Origin of the sequence: Nitrosomonas sp. GH22 (genome assembly GCF_009833115.1) — a bacterium.
Lineage (GTDB): Bacteria > Pseudomonadota > Gammaproteobacteria > Burkholderiales > Nitrosomonadaceae > Nitrosomonas > Nitrosomonas eutropha.
Genome location: NZ_QRCA01000011.1, coordinates 93,373 through 108,536 on the forward strand (window position 1 = coordinate 93,373; position 15,164 = coordinate 108,536).

12 protein-coding genes and 3 tRNA genes are annotated in these 15,164 nt (G+C 47.7%); 7 read left to right on the top strand and 8 right to left on the bottom strand.

The genetic code is table 11. The annotated features are described in order from the left end of the window. Positions 1-27 precede the first annotated feature (27 nt). From ABF86_RS04960 to mfd, 7 genes are all read left to right on the top strand, one after another. Complete coding sequence (locus tag ABF86_RS04960; protein ID WP_074456194.1) at positions 28-630, top strand: aminodeoxychorismate/anthranilate synthase component II; 603 nt, start codon at positions 28-30, stop codon at positions 628-630. Next, on the top strand, positions 627-1,652 hold the full coding sequence (gene trpD, locus ABF86_RS04965; protein WP_011633267.1) for an anthranilate phosphoribosyltransferase: 1,026 nt from the start codon (positions 627-629) through the stop codon (positions 1,650-1,652). The genes ABF86_RS04960 and trpD overlap by 4 nt, the downstream gene beginning before the upstream one ends. Positions 1,653-1,662: 10 nt before the next feature. Next, positions 1,663-2,583 carry an indole-3-glycerol phosphate synthase TrpC gene (locus ABF86_RS04970; protein WP_011633266.1) on the top strand — a complete coding sequence of 307 codons (921 nt, stop codon included), beginning with the start codon at positions 1,663-1,665 and terminating at the stop codon, positions 2,581-2,583. Between the two features lie 87 nt (positions 2,584-2,670). Then, positions 2,671-3,267: a cytochrome P460 family protein gene (locus ABF86_RS04975; RefSeq protein ID WP_011633265.1), complete on the top strand. Its 597-nt coding sequence runs from the start codon at positions 2,671-2,673 to the stop codon at positions 3,265-3,267. 191 nt (positions 3,268-3,458) lie between these two features. Beyond that, a complete protein-coding gene (recJ, locus tag ABF86_RS04980) occupies positions 3,459-5,222 on the top strand; it encodes a single-stranded-DNA-specific exonuclease RecJ (RefSeq protein ID WP_041353396.1) in 1,764 nt (587 codons plus the stop codon). Next, positions 5,182-6,495 (top strand): MgtC/SapB family protein, encoded by a 1,314-nt coding sequence (locus ABF86_RS04985; protein ID WP_240142228.1) that lies wholly within the window; start codon positions 5,182-5,184, stop codon positions 6,493-6,495. The genes recJ and ABF86_RS04985 overlap by 41 nt, the downstream gene beginning before the upstream one ends. Before the next feature lie 26 nt (positions 6,496-6,521). Further along, positions 6,522-9,986 carry a transcription-repair coupling factor gene (mfd, locus tag ABF86_RS04990; RefSeq protein WP_074684593.1) on the top strand — a complete coding sequence of 1,155 codons (3,465 nt, stop codon included), beginning with the start codon at positions 6,522-6,524 and terminating at the stop codon, positions 9,984-9,986. A 19-nt stretch (positions 9,987-10,005) separates the two neighbouring features. On the opposite strand, the gene ABF86_RS04995 is transcribed toward mfd, so the two are convergent. The 8 genes from ABF86_RS04995 to gyrB form a co-directional block, all read right to left on the bottom strand. Next, positions 10,006-10,368 carry an exosortase system-associated protein, TIGR04073 family gene (locus ABF86_RS04995; RefSeq protein ID WP_011633261.1) on the bottom strand — a complete coding sequence of 121 codons (363 nt, stop codon included), beginning with the start codon at positions 10,366-10,368 and terminating at the stop codon, positions 10,006-10,008. Between the two features lie 71 nt (positions 10,369-10,439). Then, positions 10,440-10,763 carry a ferredoxin FdxA gene (gene fdxA, locus ABF86_RS05000; protein WP_011633260.1) on the bottom strand — a complete coding sequence of 108 codons (324 nt, stop codon included), beginning with the start codon at positions 10,761-10,763 and terminating at the stop codon, positions 10,440-10,442. 212 nt (positions 10,764-10,975) lie between these two features. Then, positions 10,976-11,064: transfer RNA gene (locus ABF86_RS05005), tRNA-Leu, on the bottom strand. A gap of 25 nt (positions 11,065-11,089) precedes the next feature. After that, positions 11,090-11,163: transfer RNA gene (locus tag ABF86_RS05010), tRNA-Cys, on the bottom strand. Between the two features lie 105 nt (positions 11,164-11,268). Continuing rightward, a tRNA-Gly gene (locus ABF86_RS05015) sits at positions 11,269-11,344 on the bottom strand. A 134-nt stretch (positions 11,345-11,478) separates the two neighbouring features. Next, positions 11,479-12,210: a pseudouridine synthase gene (locus tag ABF86_RS05020; RefSeq protein WP_011633143.1), complete on the bottom strand. Its 732-nt coding sequence runs from the start codon at positions 12,208-12,210 to the stop codon at positions 11,479-11,481. Between the two features lie 55 nt (positions 12,211-12,265). Then, complete coding sequence (locus ABF86_RS05025; RefSeq protein ID WP_083341405.1) at positions 12,266-12,709, bottom strand: YbaN family protein; 444 nt, start codon at positions 12,707-12,709, stop codon at positions 12,266-12,268. 20 nt (positions 12,710-12,729) lie between these two features. Then, on the bottom strand, positions 12,730-15,159 hold the full coding sequence (gene gyrB / locus ABF86_RS05030; protein ID WP_074684592.1) for a DNA topoisomerase (ATP-hydrolyzing) subunit B: 2,430 nt from the start codon (positions 15,157-15,159) through the stop codon (positions 12,730-12,732). Positions 15,160-15,164: the final 5 nt, after the last annotated feature.

Consider the following 15,164-nt stretch of genomic DNA (forward strand, 5'->3'; position numbering starts at 1 on the left):
GGATATTAAATAACCATTGTACTCGCCATGTTGCTGATGATTGATAATTACGATTCCTTTACCTACAACCTAGTGCAATATCTGGGTGAACTCGGTGAGGAAATTACGGTTGTTCGAAACGATGAAATTTCGCTAGATGCAGTTCAGCAGTTGAATCCAGCCGGCATCGTTATTTCACCAGGCCCATGCACGCCGGATGAAGCGGGTGTTTCTATGGAATTGATCACCCGGTTTAGTGGAAAAATTCCCATATTGGGAGTGTGTCTTGGTCATCAAAGTATCGGCCAGGCTTTCGGTGGGCGGATTGTACGTGCCGAAAAAGTCATGCATGGTAAAACATCGCCGGTTTTTCATGATGGTCGGGGCGTTTTCCAGGGAATCGCCAGTCCGTTCATGGCAACCCGCTATCATTCACTAATTATCGAACCATCAAGTATACCTGACTGTCTTGCTATCTCCGCTTGGACTGAAGAAGGTGAAATTATGGGCGTGCGACACCGTACGTTGCCAGTCGAAGGTGTGCAATTTCATCCAGAATCGGTTTTAAGTGAACATGGTCATCAGCTGCTCAAAAATTTTCTGCACGAACATCATATTCAAGACCATTCATCAAAACTGTGCGAAGCGTGAAACCACAAGCTATTCTCGCTCGAATCCTGGAGCAGCGCGAAACTCCTTATGAGGAAATGGTTGAGCTGATGCGCGCAATCATGTCAGGAAACGTTTCACCGGCAATGACTGCTGCCCTGATGACGGGTTTACGCATGAAACGTGAGAGCATCGGTGAAATTACTGCAGCGGCTCAAGTCATGCGTGAACTGGCTTTGCACATTGAAGTGGCCGATTCAGTCAATCTGGTCGATACCTGCGGTACCGGTGGGGATGGATGCAATACCTTCAATATTTCAACAGCTTCCGCCTTTGTGGCTGCTGCTGCAGATGCACAGGTAGCCAAACACGGCGGACGTTCTGTTTCGAGCAAAGCGGGCAGTGCAGATGTACTAGAAGCAATCGGCATCCATCTTAATCAAACGCCTGACCAAATTGCCCAATCCATTACCGAAGTTGGCATTGGTTTTATGTTTGCTCCTAATTTTCATCATGCCATGAAACATGCGGCTCCCGTTCGTCGAGAGCTGGGTGTGCGCACGTTATTCAACATCCTGGGGCCGTTAACCAATCCTGCAGGTGCTAAAAACCAGTTGTTGGGTGTATTCAATGAAGATCTGACCGGGATATTGGCACAGGCCTTGCTCCGGCTGGGAAGCCAGCACGCAATGATCGTCCATGGCAGCGATGGGCTGGATGAAATTACCATTTCCGGCCCAACCAAAATTGCTGAACTCAAGGAGGGAGAAATCCGGGAATATACGGTGCAGCCGGAAGATTTCGGATTGGAACGTACCGCAATAGAATCTCTGCAGGTAAATAGTACGGATGATGCACGAGTAATGCTTCTGTCTGTGCTGGATAATCATCCCGGACCTGCCAGAGATATTGTTCTACTCAATGCAGGCGCAGCAATTTATGTCGCTGGAAAAGCTGATTCCTGGGCCGAAGGGGTGGAAATTGCCCGTGACAAGCTGGCCAGTGGTGCTGCCAAAGAAAAAATGCTGGCATTAATCAAATTCTCCAATCAGTTAACCCATTAATTAGTTTTGCATGTCAGATATTCTTGATCGCATCCTCGCCGTAAAAAAGCAGGAGATTTCAGCTACCCAAACACAAAAATCACTGGATAAAATTCATGACGAAGCACGGGCAGTACCCGCTCCACGTGATTTTCTCCAGGCCATACGCAGCCGGATTAATCAAAACCACGCTGCTGTCATTGCAGAGATCAAACGGGCCAGCCCAAGCAAGGGCTTATTGCGCGGACAAACAGAGTCACAAAATGTTTCTGGATCAGGACATGTGGGAAATTTATCCGGGCGGAATCCGATCCTGGAAGATTTTATCCCGACAGACATTGCAGCCAGTTACGCCAGAAACGGGGCGGCCTGTCTATCCGTGCTGACGGATGAGCAGTTCTTCATGGGCAATGCTGATTTTTTACGGCAGGCACGCGCTGCTTGTGATTTACCGGTGCTGCGCAAGGATTTTATGTTAGACGAATATCAGGTCTACGAAGCGCGTGCCATGGGTGCCGATTGTATTCTGCTGATCGTTGCAGCCTTTTTTTCACCCATTTTTCAACATGATTCCGCTATCAATCAAGGTGACAGTGCACTCGAACGGATGCACAAACTGGAAACCATTGCACAGGAACTGGGCATGGCCGTACTGGTGGAAGTGCATAACGCAGATGAGCTTGATCTCGCATTACAATTGTCCACACCATTGATCGGAATCAACAACCGTAATCTGAAAACGTTTGAAACCACACTGGATACGACCTTGCAGCTGGTCAAACATATCCCGTCCGGACGAATTATCGTTACCGAAAGTGGCATTCGTACACCAGCTGATGTAGAAATGATGCTATCTCATTGCATCCACACTTTTCTGATCGGGGAAACCTTCATGCGCGCACCGGACCCTGGTGTTGCGCTGGCAAACCTGTTCACAACAAATCTGGCGTAAACTGCGCCGCACCTGCCGACCGGATAAGCATCTTCCCGATCGGGATGAAATAATTATGTTATCAACATCAACTAAAAGGAGATCTTCATGAACTTTAAAAAACAACTGGTGAGTAGCTTGAGTGGTCTGGTTTTTTCTGCCGTGATGGTCAGCGGTACGTTGGCAGCAAGTATGGCCGAATTTAATGATAAGGGAGAGCTGCTGTTACCAAAAAATTATCGTGAATGGGTAATGGTCGGTACTCAGGTGACACCCGACGAACTGAATGACGGAAAAGCACCCTTTACCGAAATCAGAACCGTTTACATTGATCCTGAAAGCTATGCCCACTGGAAAAAAACAGGGGAATTCCGGGATGGCGCCATGACCGTAAAAGAGCTGATCAGCGTTGGCGGCCGCAAAGGCCCGGGCAGCGGTAATGGCTATTTCATGGGCGACTATATCGGCCTGGAAGCATCCGTCAAGGATTCAAAACGCTTCCCAGATGAACCAGGAAACTGGGCTTTCTACATTTTCTATGTGCCTGGTACACCGCTGGTTACCGCAGCGAAAAACTTGCCTACGGCTGAGTGTGCTGCATGTCACAAGGAAAATGCCAAGACAGATATGGTTTACACACAGTTTTATCCGGTACTGCGTGCAGCCAAAGCAACCGGCGAATCAGGTGTGGTTGCACCGAAGTAAGTTCTGATACCCACCCATCTGACAGGAGTATTTTCGGCGGTAATTCATCCGCAATCGAAATACTCCTGTCCCTTTTACTTCCTTTTCCCGGGATTGATACTGATTTCTTGATATAGCAAAACCCACCTCCTCCAGCTTGCAAACTGTTTCTTCAAACCGGCTTATTGCAACCCGGTGATAACATATTGGTCATGACTAATATTATTATCCGCAAGTTTCCCTCTCACGCATACGAAACCCTCACTGCACACGGCCTGCCATCGGTACTTGCACGTATTTTTGCTGCACGTGGCATAGAAAAACCGAATCAGCTCGATACAACATTTTCCCACATGGCATCATTTCAGCAACTAAAAAATATCAGGCAAATTGCAGTTTTACTAGCCGATGCGATTGCAGCAAAAAAGCGTTTACTTGTCATTGCCGACTACGATACAGACGGCGCAACTGCTTGTGCAGTCGCCTTGCGCGCATTAAGCCAGTTTGGTGCTGTGGTGGATTATCTTGTACCCAATCGTTTTGAATACGGCTATGGGCTGACACCGGAAATCGTGCAGCTGGCAGCAAATTGCAATCCTCCTCCCGCAATCCTGATTACTGTGGATAACGGCATTGCCAGCGTGGAGGGCGTTGCGGAAGCAAACCGGCTGGGCATGCAGGTATTTATCACTGATCATCATCTGCCTGGAGATCAACTGCCAGAGGCAGCGGTTATCGTTAATCCCAACCAGCCAGGATGTGATTTTCCTGATAAACATATTGCCGGAGTTGGCGTAATTTTTTACGTAATGCTGGCGTTACGAGCAGAACTGCGTGAACGAGGATCCTTCATTGCGACAGGTAAAGAACCCAATCTGGCCAACCTGCTTGATCTGGTGGCATTGGGCACCGTTGCCGATGTGGTCAGGCTGGAAGGAACCAACCGCATCCTGGTACAGCAAGGATTGCAGCGAATCCGCAGCGGCCATTGCTGTGCTGGTATTCATGCGTTGTTCAAGGTAGCTGGGCGTGATTTCAGTCGCGTCACCACTTATGAGCTGGGATTTATTCTTGCCCCCAGATTAAATGCTGCCGGACGGCTGGATGATATGTCACTAGGAATCGAATGTTTACTGGCCGAAGATGAATCCCGTGCCCTGCATCTGGCCAGCGAGCTGGATGAACTGAACCGCCAGCGTCGTGAAATCGAGGCAGGCATGCAGGATGAAGCGATGAGCAAGCTGGAAGGGGTGATAAATATGCTTGATCAGTTCGATGCGCCAGCCAATAACAGGGTGCACCCTGTTTACAGCCTGTGTTTGTACGATTCAGATTGGCATCAGGGTGTTATCGGCCTGATTGCATCGCGCATCAAAGACAGATTGCATCGACCGGTTATCGTGTTTGCACAGGGAAATAATGGGGAAATCAAAGGTTCCGGCAGATCAATTCCGGGCTTGCATTTGCGCGATGCACTGGATCTGGTTACAAAACGTCACCCAGGATTAATCGTCAAATTTGGTGGCCATGCTATGGCTGCCGGTCTGACAGTACATGCACAGCATTTTGAACAATTTCGCGCAGTATTCGAGCAAGTTGCGCAGTCACTGCTGACGCCTGTCGATTTGATACAAGTAATTGAAACCGATGGTGAACTGGAAGAAAGAGATCTGACTCTGGAACTGGCACAATATCTGACCAATCAAGTCTGGGGACAAGGTTTTCCTGAACCCAGTTTCAACGGCCGCTTCCGGGTTGAAAATCAACGAATTGTAGGAGAAAAACATTTGAAACTGAAGCTGCGCAAAGCTGGCGCCAGCCGGATATATGATGGCATTCTGTTTTTTCATACTGAACGTTTGCCAGCCGAGATTGACGCTGTCTACCGGGTGCAGCTGAACGAATATAACGGAAGCACTCGTATGCAGTTACTACTTGAACACTGGTTTGGATCTGGTTGCGCACAATATGGATGAACTATTTTTTCCTGAACATGAGCGGGTTTATCTGGTTGAATTTGCCACCAGTATGGCGATTGGCTTGCTCATCGGTCTGGAGCGTGAACGGCATCCAGCAGCCAAAGCGGGGTTACGCACTTTTGCCCTGGTGGCCATGTTCGGCACGCTGGCCGCCGTGCTATCGGATAAGGTGCAAACACCCTGGCTGCTAATCAGCGGATTGTTGCTAACCGGAATCATGATGATTTCATCCTACCGGGATAAACGGGAAAAACAGAAGGATCCAGGTACCACCACAATTGCTGCGATACTGATCTGCTACGGATTGGGAGCTTTGGTATGGTATGAAGAATCAATATTGGCAGTTATGCTTGCCATTATCACAACTATACTGCTTTATTTTAAAACCGAGCTTCAGGGAATTTCACAAAACCTGAGCCGAAAGGATCTGATTTCGATACTGCAATTCGCGGTACTCAGCTTCATTATCCTGCCCATTTTGCCTGATAAGGATTATGGTCCCTTCAACGCATTCAATCCTTATCAGATATGGCTGATGATCGTACTGATCTCTGGCATTAGCCTGGCTGGCTATATTGCATTACGTTTCGTCGGTCAGCGTCATGGTGCTGTTCTGCTGGGTGTGCTGGGAGGACTGGTTTCCAGTACGGCTACCACGATGGTGTTTACGCGCCATAACGGAGATAAGCCTGATCTGATCAATACGGCAGTTATTGTAATTTTACTGGCCAATTTGGTTGTACTGGTCAGGCTTGCATTGATTACCGAGATCATTTCTCCAACTATTTTTCCCTACCTTACGCCCATTCTGGGTGGCGGTCTTTTTTTGGGATTAATCGCTTCAGTATTCAGGTGGCGTGAATTTAGCCAGCAGCAAGCTGTTCCAATGCCGGATACCAAAAATCCGACAGAAATCTCGATCGCCGTAAGATTTGGCCTGCTTTACGCGGCAGTATTGTTTCTTTCCGGCTGGTTATCAGAGATCGCCGGCAATAGCGGATTATACGCTGTGGCCATTATTTCTGGGCTAACCAATGTGGATGCGATCACACTGAGCAGCTTACGTTTGTACGAGATGGGTCAACTGGAAATCATCGAAGTTGTGATCGCAATTACGCTCGGAGTAATTGCCAATCTCATTTTCAAGCTGGGACTAATATTTTTTACCGGAAACATTGTACTGGCCAAACGATGTTTCCTGGGAACAATAGCTACCATTATCGGTCTGGTTGGTGCATTTTTCCTGGCTTCACATCTGGCATATTTCTGAACAATCCAAACTCCGTTTGTAAAACCATGTCATCCAAACCAATCAAAATTCGTCCAGGACATCTACAACGTTACACTGGTTTTGTAGGGTCCAGTGATGCCTGTGCCCTGGCACAACTGGCAAACCAGCAGAATCAGGACAACCAGCTGTTGGCTGTTATCACCGCCAATGCACAGGATGCACGAAGATTACTTGAGGAAATCCCTTTTTTTGCACCCGATTTGCGTGTGAGTTTATTGCCGGACTGGGAAACTTTACCTTACGATGTTTTTTCCCCACACCATGATCTGATTTCAGAACGCCTGGCTACTTTTCACCAGATTGTAAACAATGCCTGCGACGTATTGATCGTACCGGTTACAACTGCGTTATACAGAATGCCGCCACGAGAGTTTCTGGCAGCGTATTCGTTCTTCATCAAACAAAAAAGTACATTGGATTTGCAGTCATTTCGCAGCCAGATGTCGTTGGCTGGCTATTCCCATGTTTCACAAGTAATTTCGCCGGGAGAATACAGTATTCGCGGAGGGTTGATCGACCTGTTTCCCATGGGGAGCCCGCTTCCTTATCGTATTGATCTGTTCGATGATGAAATTGAATCCATACGTACATTCGATGCGGATACCCAGCGCAGTATTTATCCAGTCAATGAAATCCGGCTGTTACCGGCACGAGAATTTCCCCTCGACGATACCGGGCGCAGTCGTTTCCGTACCGGCTTCCGGGAAAAATTTGAGGGAGATCCAACACGCAGCTGGCTGTATCAGGAAATCAGCAAGGGAAATATTCCTGCCGGAATTGAATATTACCTGCCACTTTTTTTTGAACAGACTGCTACATTATTTGATTATTTACCACAGCATTCCACGCTATGCCTGCACGGTGAAATTGCATCCACCATTGAAAATTTCTGGCAGGATACCCGATCACGCTTTCAGCTGATGCGCAGTGATATTGATCGCCCCTTACTTCCCCCCGCTGATCTGTTTTTGCTGGAAGATCAGTTTTACGGCTACCTCAAAGCATATAGTCGGATAGAAATACAGAGCGGTGATCAGCAAACAATTAGTGAGCCGTTTTCTCTTCCTCTTCCATCTGTGCGGGTAGATCGTCGTGCTGCCGACCCAATCGAGCAGTTAACCACTTTTATCAGCACATTTACGCAGGACGGGGGCCGGATTTTACTGCTGGCAGAAAGCCTGGGGCGGCGCGAGCTGATGGCCGAATACTTGCGTGAATATGGCCTGCAATTAAAACTCTGCGAAGACTATGCTGCTTTTCAATCGGATCACACGCTCTGCATGCTCGGTGTGGCGGCCTTGCACAATGGTTTTATTCTGGCTGCAGAAAAACTGGCACTGATCACTGAAACCGAGCTGTATGCTACCCATGTACGCGGACAGCGCGCGCGCGATGCACGCAAAACCACTTCTGCTGATTCCATTTTGCGTGATCTGTCTGAAATCAAACCCGGCAATCCAGTGGTGCACGAACAACATGGTATCGGCCGTTATCTCGGCTTGGTAAGTATGGATGCTGGCGAGAATAATTCAGACCAATCTGACGAATTCCTCGCGCTGGAATATCAGGGAGGAGACAAGCTGTATGTACCGGTCACACAGCTTCATCTTATCAGCCGCTACAGTGGTGCTGCGCCGGAGGAGGCTCCTTTGCACAAGCTGGGAAGTGGCCAATGGGAAAAAGCCAAGCGCAAGGCGATGCAACAGGTACGCGATACCGCTGCTGAGCTGCTGAATCTGTATGCACAGCGTGCCGCCCGCAAAGGCCATACATTTCGCCTTAATCAACATGATTACAATGTCTTCGCAGACGGCTTTGGTTTTGAGGAAACACCAGATCAGGCTGCCGCCATTCATGCGGTCATTCAGGATATGGTTTCCGGAAAGCCAATGGATCGACTGATTTGTGGAGATGTTGGCTTCGGCAAGACTGAAGTCGCCTTGCGCGCTGCTTTCATTGCGATCGCAGATGGCAAGCAGGTTGCGATTTTGGTGCCAACCACGCTGCTGGCAGAGCAGCATTATCAGAGTTTCTCTGATCGCTTCGGGCTGATTGCCGACCAATGGCCGGTAAAAATTGCTGAGCTTTCACGTTTCCGTTCGACCAAAGAACAATCCGAAGCGCTGCAAAGCTTGGCGCAAGGAACAACCGATATTATTATCGGAACACATAAGCTGATTCAGGACAAGGTCAAATTCAAAAACCTGGGGCTGGTTATCATCGATGAAGAACATCGTTTCGGTGTGCGCCAGAAGGAACAACTCAAGAAATTACGTGCTGAAGTAGATGTACTAACACTGACTGCAACGCCAATTCCACGCACACTGGCAATGTCGCTTGAAGGTCTCAGGGATTTTTCAGTTATCGCTACTGCTCCCCAGAGAAGATTGGCAATCCGGACATTCGTACACCCTTACACAGAGGGAATCATTCGCGAAGCCTGCCTGCGCGAACTGAAACGTGGTGGACAAATCTATTTTCTCTACAATGAGGTCAGCACCATTCAGAACATGTATACCAAGCTGATCAAACTGCTGCCAGAAGCAAAAATAAACATTGCACATGGGCAAATGCGGGAAAGCGAGTTGGAACATGTTATGCGTGATTTTTATCAGCAGCGTTTCAATATGCTGCTGTGTACGACCATCATTGAAACAGGAATTGATGTTCCCACCGCCAATACGATTATTATCCATCGCGCTGATAAGTTCGGCCTGGCACAGTTACATCAGTTGCGCGGCAGGGTGGGCCGTTCGCACCATCAAGCGTATGCCTATTTGCTGACACCGGAAAAAGCAGCACTGACAATACAGGCAATCAGACGACTGGAAGCCATTCAGGCAATGGAAGAGCTTGGATCCGGTTTTTATCTGGCCATGCATGACCTGGAGATTCGTGGTGCAGGTGCAGTGTTGGGGGATTCACAAAGTGGCGAGATGCAAGAGGTCGGATTTAGCCTTTACAATTCGTTACTGGATGCGGCGATTAAATCATTGAAAGCAGGTCATGAGCCGGATATGCAGCAACCTCTCGGTATTTCAACGGAGGTTAGGCTGCATGTTCCTGCACTACTGCCAGAAAATTACTGTAACAATATTCATGAACGGCTCGTTCTGTACAAGCGCATGGCGGGTTGCAGCGATGAGGCGGAGCTGGATGAGATTCACCAGGAGTTGATTGATCGCTTTGGCCTGTTACCTGATCCAGCCCGTGCATTACTGGACAGTCACCGACTACGCATTGAAGCCAAAAAAATGGGTATTACGCGTATTGACGCAAGCCAAGATAGTATTCAGTTACAGTTTGTAACTGATCCACCGATCGAAGCTATAAAAATCATTCAGCTTATCCAAAGTGGTAAGGAATACAGTATGTCCGGGCCTGATCGCTTGATCATCCGGGCGCAAATCCCGGATATCGGAGAGCGGATAAAGAAAATCAGGAAATTGATGACGGAATTGAAAAACTGAAGCAGGCAGGCAATAAAAATTACCCGTAGGTAGTTTCTTTATCAAAATCTTGCCAGATATAAGGCGGGCGAACAGTCGGTCGAGTGGGAATAAGAAAGGTTGCTGCATCCAGTGCGCCAAATACAGTGCGTCCAATGGTATGCAGGATACCGGTCAAAAAACCGATAGTCACCCCGTATGCAGCACCGTCCCGCTGAGTGGCAAGAATCACGTTTTTGGGAAGTTCAACAAAACCGGTTGCTGCGTTAGCAATACCGTTAACCAGTTTTTCACTTGCTGCGGCCGGATAGCTTTGTGCTGAACCATGCTCTGCCATGACAGTCTGCGGAAGTACACAAAGCAGCATCAGAAAAAAAATCCATATAATCGAAGTTTTCATCATTCACGTCTCCTTGACCGTTTTGTTATATGTGATTGTGATGATGATTAACGGCTTTGCGATTGCAACCTTTATCAGCGTTCCAGATGATCCAGTTTGTCTGTGACAGACGCCCATTCATCTGCATCCGGCAGTGCATCTTTCTTCTCGATAATCGGTTCCCAGATTTTGGATAACTCCGCATTGAGTGCGATGAACCGTCGCTGATCTTCAGCAACGTCATCTTCTGCATAAATTGCTTCCACCGGGCATTCCGCCACACACAGCGTACAATCGATACATTCATCCGGATCGATTACCAGAAAATTGGGGCCCTCACGAAAGCAATCCACAGGGCACACGTCAACACAATCGGTATATTTACATTTGATACAACTTTCAGTCACTACATAAGTCATGATGGTATTTTGTCCTCGAACGGCACTTCCTATAACGAATCTGTAATTTTATCAGAATCCGGGTGAATTCCACTACCACACAGCAAAATTGCGGGTTATTCCATTATTTCGACAATTGTGACGGGCATGCTGTTTTTACAGAACGTTTTACTACCGATCGTGCTGATAATCCAGCGCATACCAGAATACTCAGTAAGTACGCTGTGACTTCCTGGTGCCCGGGGCCGGAATCGAACCGGCATGGACGTTTATGTCCGAGGGATTTTAAGTCCCTTGTGTCTACCAATTTCACCACCCGGGCAATTACGAAGCACTTCTGATATGTATGGAGGCGGGGGTCGGAATCGAACCGGCGTAGACGGCTTTGCAGGCCGCTGCATAACCACTCTGCCACCCCGCCATGAACCGTTTGATAAGCGTCGCTTACTTTACGACGCCAAGCATGGAAATTTGACGTGGACCAAGAAACGCCGGAATATGCAGAACACAGCATAAAACAATAAAATGGAGCGGGAAACGAGACTCGAACTCGCGACCCCGACCTTGGCAAGGTCGTGCTCTACCAACTGAGCTATTCCCGCAAACTACAACGGACTAATAAACTTGGATTTGCCTCTCGACAGACGGGTGATTATAGAGACCCCTTCAAATTTGTCAAGAATTATGGCTTTGATAATAATTGTTTTGATTGAAACTAACTCGGGATCCAGGACATTCAAAACAATTCGTTCTTGCCAAGATAGCGCCATTTTCCTTCTGGCAGGTCAGCCAATCTGATCTGGCCAATCCGGACACGTTTTAATCCGGACACGTTTAAACCAACCAACTCACACATCCGCCGGATTTGCCGCTTTTTACCTTCCTGCAGGATAAAACGAAGCTGATCTTGATTTAAGAGACTCACCTTGGCGGGTTTTAATACTTGGCCGTCGAGCTGCAAACCATGATTGAGTAATGCCAGCCCTTTGCGCGTCAGATTGCCGATTACCCGTACCAGATATTCCTTTTCAATTCGCGAATATTCTCCGATCAACTGTTTGGCAACACGGCCATCCTGAGTGAATACCAGCAATCCCTGTGAATCAATATCAAGCCGACCAGCCGGGGCAAGATTTTTAAGGTGTTGCGAAGTAAATTTCAGAGAAGAACGATCTCGATGAAAACGAGAATCGTGACAAATCAGACTGGCCGCTGGTTTATAGCCAAGCTCAGGCTGACCGGATACATAACCAACCGGTTTGTTCAACAAAATCGTTACTTGCTGATTCTGTTTGATCTGGGCTGTTCGATCAAGTGTGATTTCCTGCCAGGGATAAATCTTTGTCCCCAGTTCACGAGCCGGCTGTCCATCCACATAGACCCAACCTTGTTCGATATAAACATCTGCTTCCCTGCGCGAGCACATTCCCTGCGCGGACATCAGCTTGGACAAGCGAACTTTTTCCATCAATAAACAAACTGCTTATAGAACTACACATCATCAAAAACGTGAAATAGGTGTATTACTTGTTCTCACCCCGTACAGGCAAGCGCCAGATAAACGTAAACAGGATTACAGCCAGTAAAACCAACATACTTTTTAATCCCCAGGAAGAAACGATCAAAATCGAGCTGCCAAAGGATAACGACATCACCAGATATGCCCAACGCTTGACCTGGCGCGTCACACTGCGATATTCGCACCATTCGTAAATAATCGGTCCGGCGATACGATGACTGAGCAGATAGCCATGAAAACGCTCGGAGCTGCGCGCAAAACAGCCTGCCGCCAGTAAAACAAATGGTGTTGTTGGCAGTATGGGTAAAAATATGCCTAATATACCTATAAACAGGGCAGTTACACCGATACTCAAGTATAGCCAGCGCACGACAGGTGAATCATGCAGTTGAAGCAGGTTAATATTCGTTTGTGCCTGATTCATTGATTTATTAAATTCTGTCGACATAAAAAATCCTCAAAATTCACCTAAATGTCAATATTCCTTGCGCGAAGAGCATTACTTTCAATGAATGCCCGGCGAGGCTCGACCACATCGCCCATCAAGGTAGTGAAGATTTCATCGGTCAGGATACTATCCTCAATCTGTACACGTAACAGGAGGCGATTACTCGGATCCATCGTCGTTTCCCATAACTGCTCCGGATTCATTTCTCCCAGCCCCTTGTAACGCTGGATAGTAACACCCTTCTTGGCCTCCGCCAGCAACCATTCCAGAGCTTCCTTAAATTCCAGAATGGGTACTTCCTGTTCACCCCGCTTAACCTTCGCACCTTCACCGATCAGACCATGCAATATTTGTGCAGTTTGCCTGATCTTGGCGAAATCACCACTTTTCAGAAAATCAGTATCCAGATAACTAGTTCGAAGATTGCCGTGCTGTTTACGATTAATCCTGAGCTGGTAATTCTCAGAATCTTCATCGTATTCCGCAGTAATTTCAACATCATCCAGCAACGATGCCAATCTGACGGCGCTGTCTTGTGCACTGGCTTCTGAACTTAGATCGATATTAGGTTGCTTAAGTAGCGCATACATCACAGCCCGATCAATCAACTGGCTCATTCGTTCAATCACTGCCTCAGCTACCAGGTATTCATCTGCAATCTTTGCTAATGTTTCTCCGACAATCGGTGGATTATCCATCCCGGGATGCAGTTCTGCACCCACGAGCGCTAAACCAAGTATGTGGCGCTTGAGTTCATAATCATCCTTGAGATAACGTTCCTGCTTGCCATGTTTGATTTTGTACAAAGGTGGTTGCGCAATGTAAATGTGACCACGCTCAATCAATTCAGGCATTTGCCGGTAGAAAAAGGTCAGCAGCAGAGTCCGGATGTGCGATCCATCCACGTCCGCGTCAGTCATGATGATAATGCGATGGTAACGCAGTTTATCCGGGTTGTATTCATCCTTGCCGATGCCTGTTCCCAAAGCAGTTATAAGTGACACGATTTCCTGGGAGGAAATTAGCTTGTCAAAGCGGGATTTCTCGACGTTCAGGATTTTGCCTTTGAGCGGCATAATTGCCTGGAATTTACGATCACGTCCCTGTTTAGCAGAACCGCCGGCAGAATCTCCCTCCACCAGATAAAGCTCGCATAGTTTCGGGTCTTTTTCCTGACAGTCTGCCAGTTTTCCAGGCAAACCCATACTATCCAGGACGCCTTTTCTGCGTGTCAGTTCGCGGGCTTTTCTGGCAGCTTCCCGTGCTCTGGCAGCTTCAATAATCTTGTTGCAGATAATCTTTGCTTCATTGGGATTTTCCAGCATAAATTCTGAAAGTTTATGTGAAACAACTTCCTCAACCACCGGACGTACTTCGGATGAAACCAGTTTTTCCTTGGTTTGGGATGAAAACTTAGGTTCGAACAGCTTGATCGACAACACACAGGTCATCCCTTCTCGCATGTCATCACCCGTGGTATCAACCTTTGCTTTCTTGGCCAGCTCGTTTTTTTCTATATAGCTGTTGAGTGTGCGCGTCATCGCTGCACGCAATCCAGTCAGATGGGTGCCACCATCCTTCTGTGGGATGTTATTAGTGAAACACAGTACTTGTTCAGCATAACTGTCATTCCACTGCATTGCAATTTCGACAGTAATATCATCTTTCATTCCTTTCGCATAAAAGATGCTTGGGTGCAACACAGTTTTGGTACGGTTGATGTATTCGACGAAATTACGGATGCCACCGGAAAACGCAAAAGTCTCTTCCCGATTATCACGCTGGTCGACCAGCCTGATCCTGATTCCGTAATTAAGAAAGGAGAGTTCACGCAATCGTCTGGCGAAGATATCGTAATGATAAGTTACATTACCAAATATCGCTTGACTGGCGAGGAAGTGCACCTCTGTTCCGTGTTTATCGGTTTGGCCAGTAACTGCCAATGGAGCAACCGCTACGCCGTCCCGAAACTCTATCTGATGAACATTTCCCTTGCGGTAAATCGTCAGTCGTAGCCATTCTGACAGCGCATTCACCACGGACACACCAACACCGTGCAACCCGCCAGATACCTTGTAGGAATTGTCATCAAACTTGCCGCCCGCATGCAGCTCCGTCATGACAATTTCAGCAGCAGAACGTTTCTGCTCATCATCCTGCTTGATATCGGTAGGAATCCCGCGACCATTGTCCTGAACACTGATGGAGTTATCAGCATGGATAATTACGGAAATTTCATCACAGTAGCCTGCCAAGGCCTCGTCGATGGCATTATCGACAACCTCGAACACCATATGATGCAGCCCGGTGCCATCACTGGTATCACCAATATACATTCCGGGGCGCTTGCGAACAGCATCCAGTCCCTTCAGAATTTTAATGCTGTTCGAGTCGTAATCGCGTTGACTGCTCTCGGTATTTTTGGTGGACTCTGGCTGACTTGTATTCATATTTA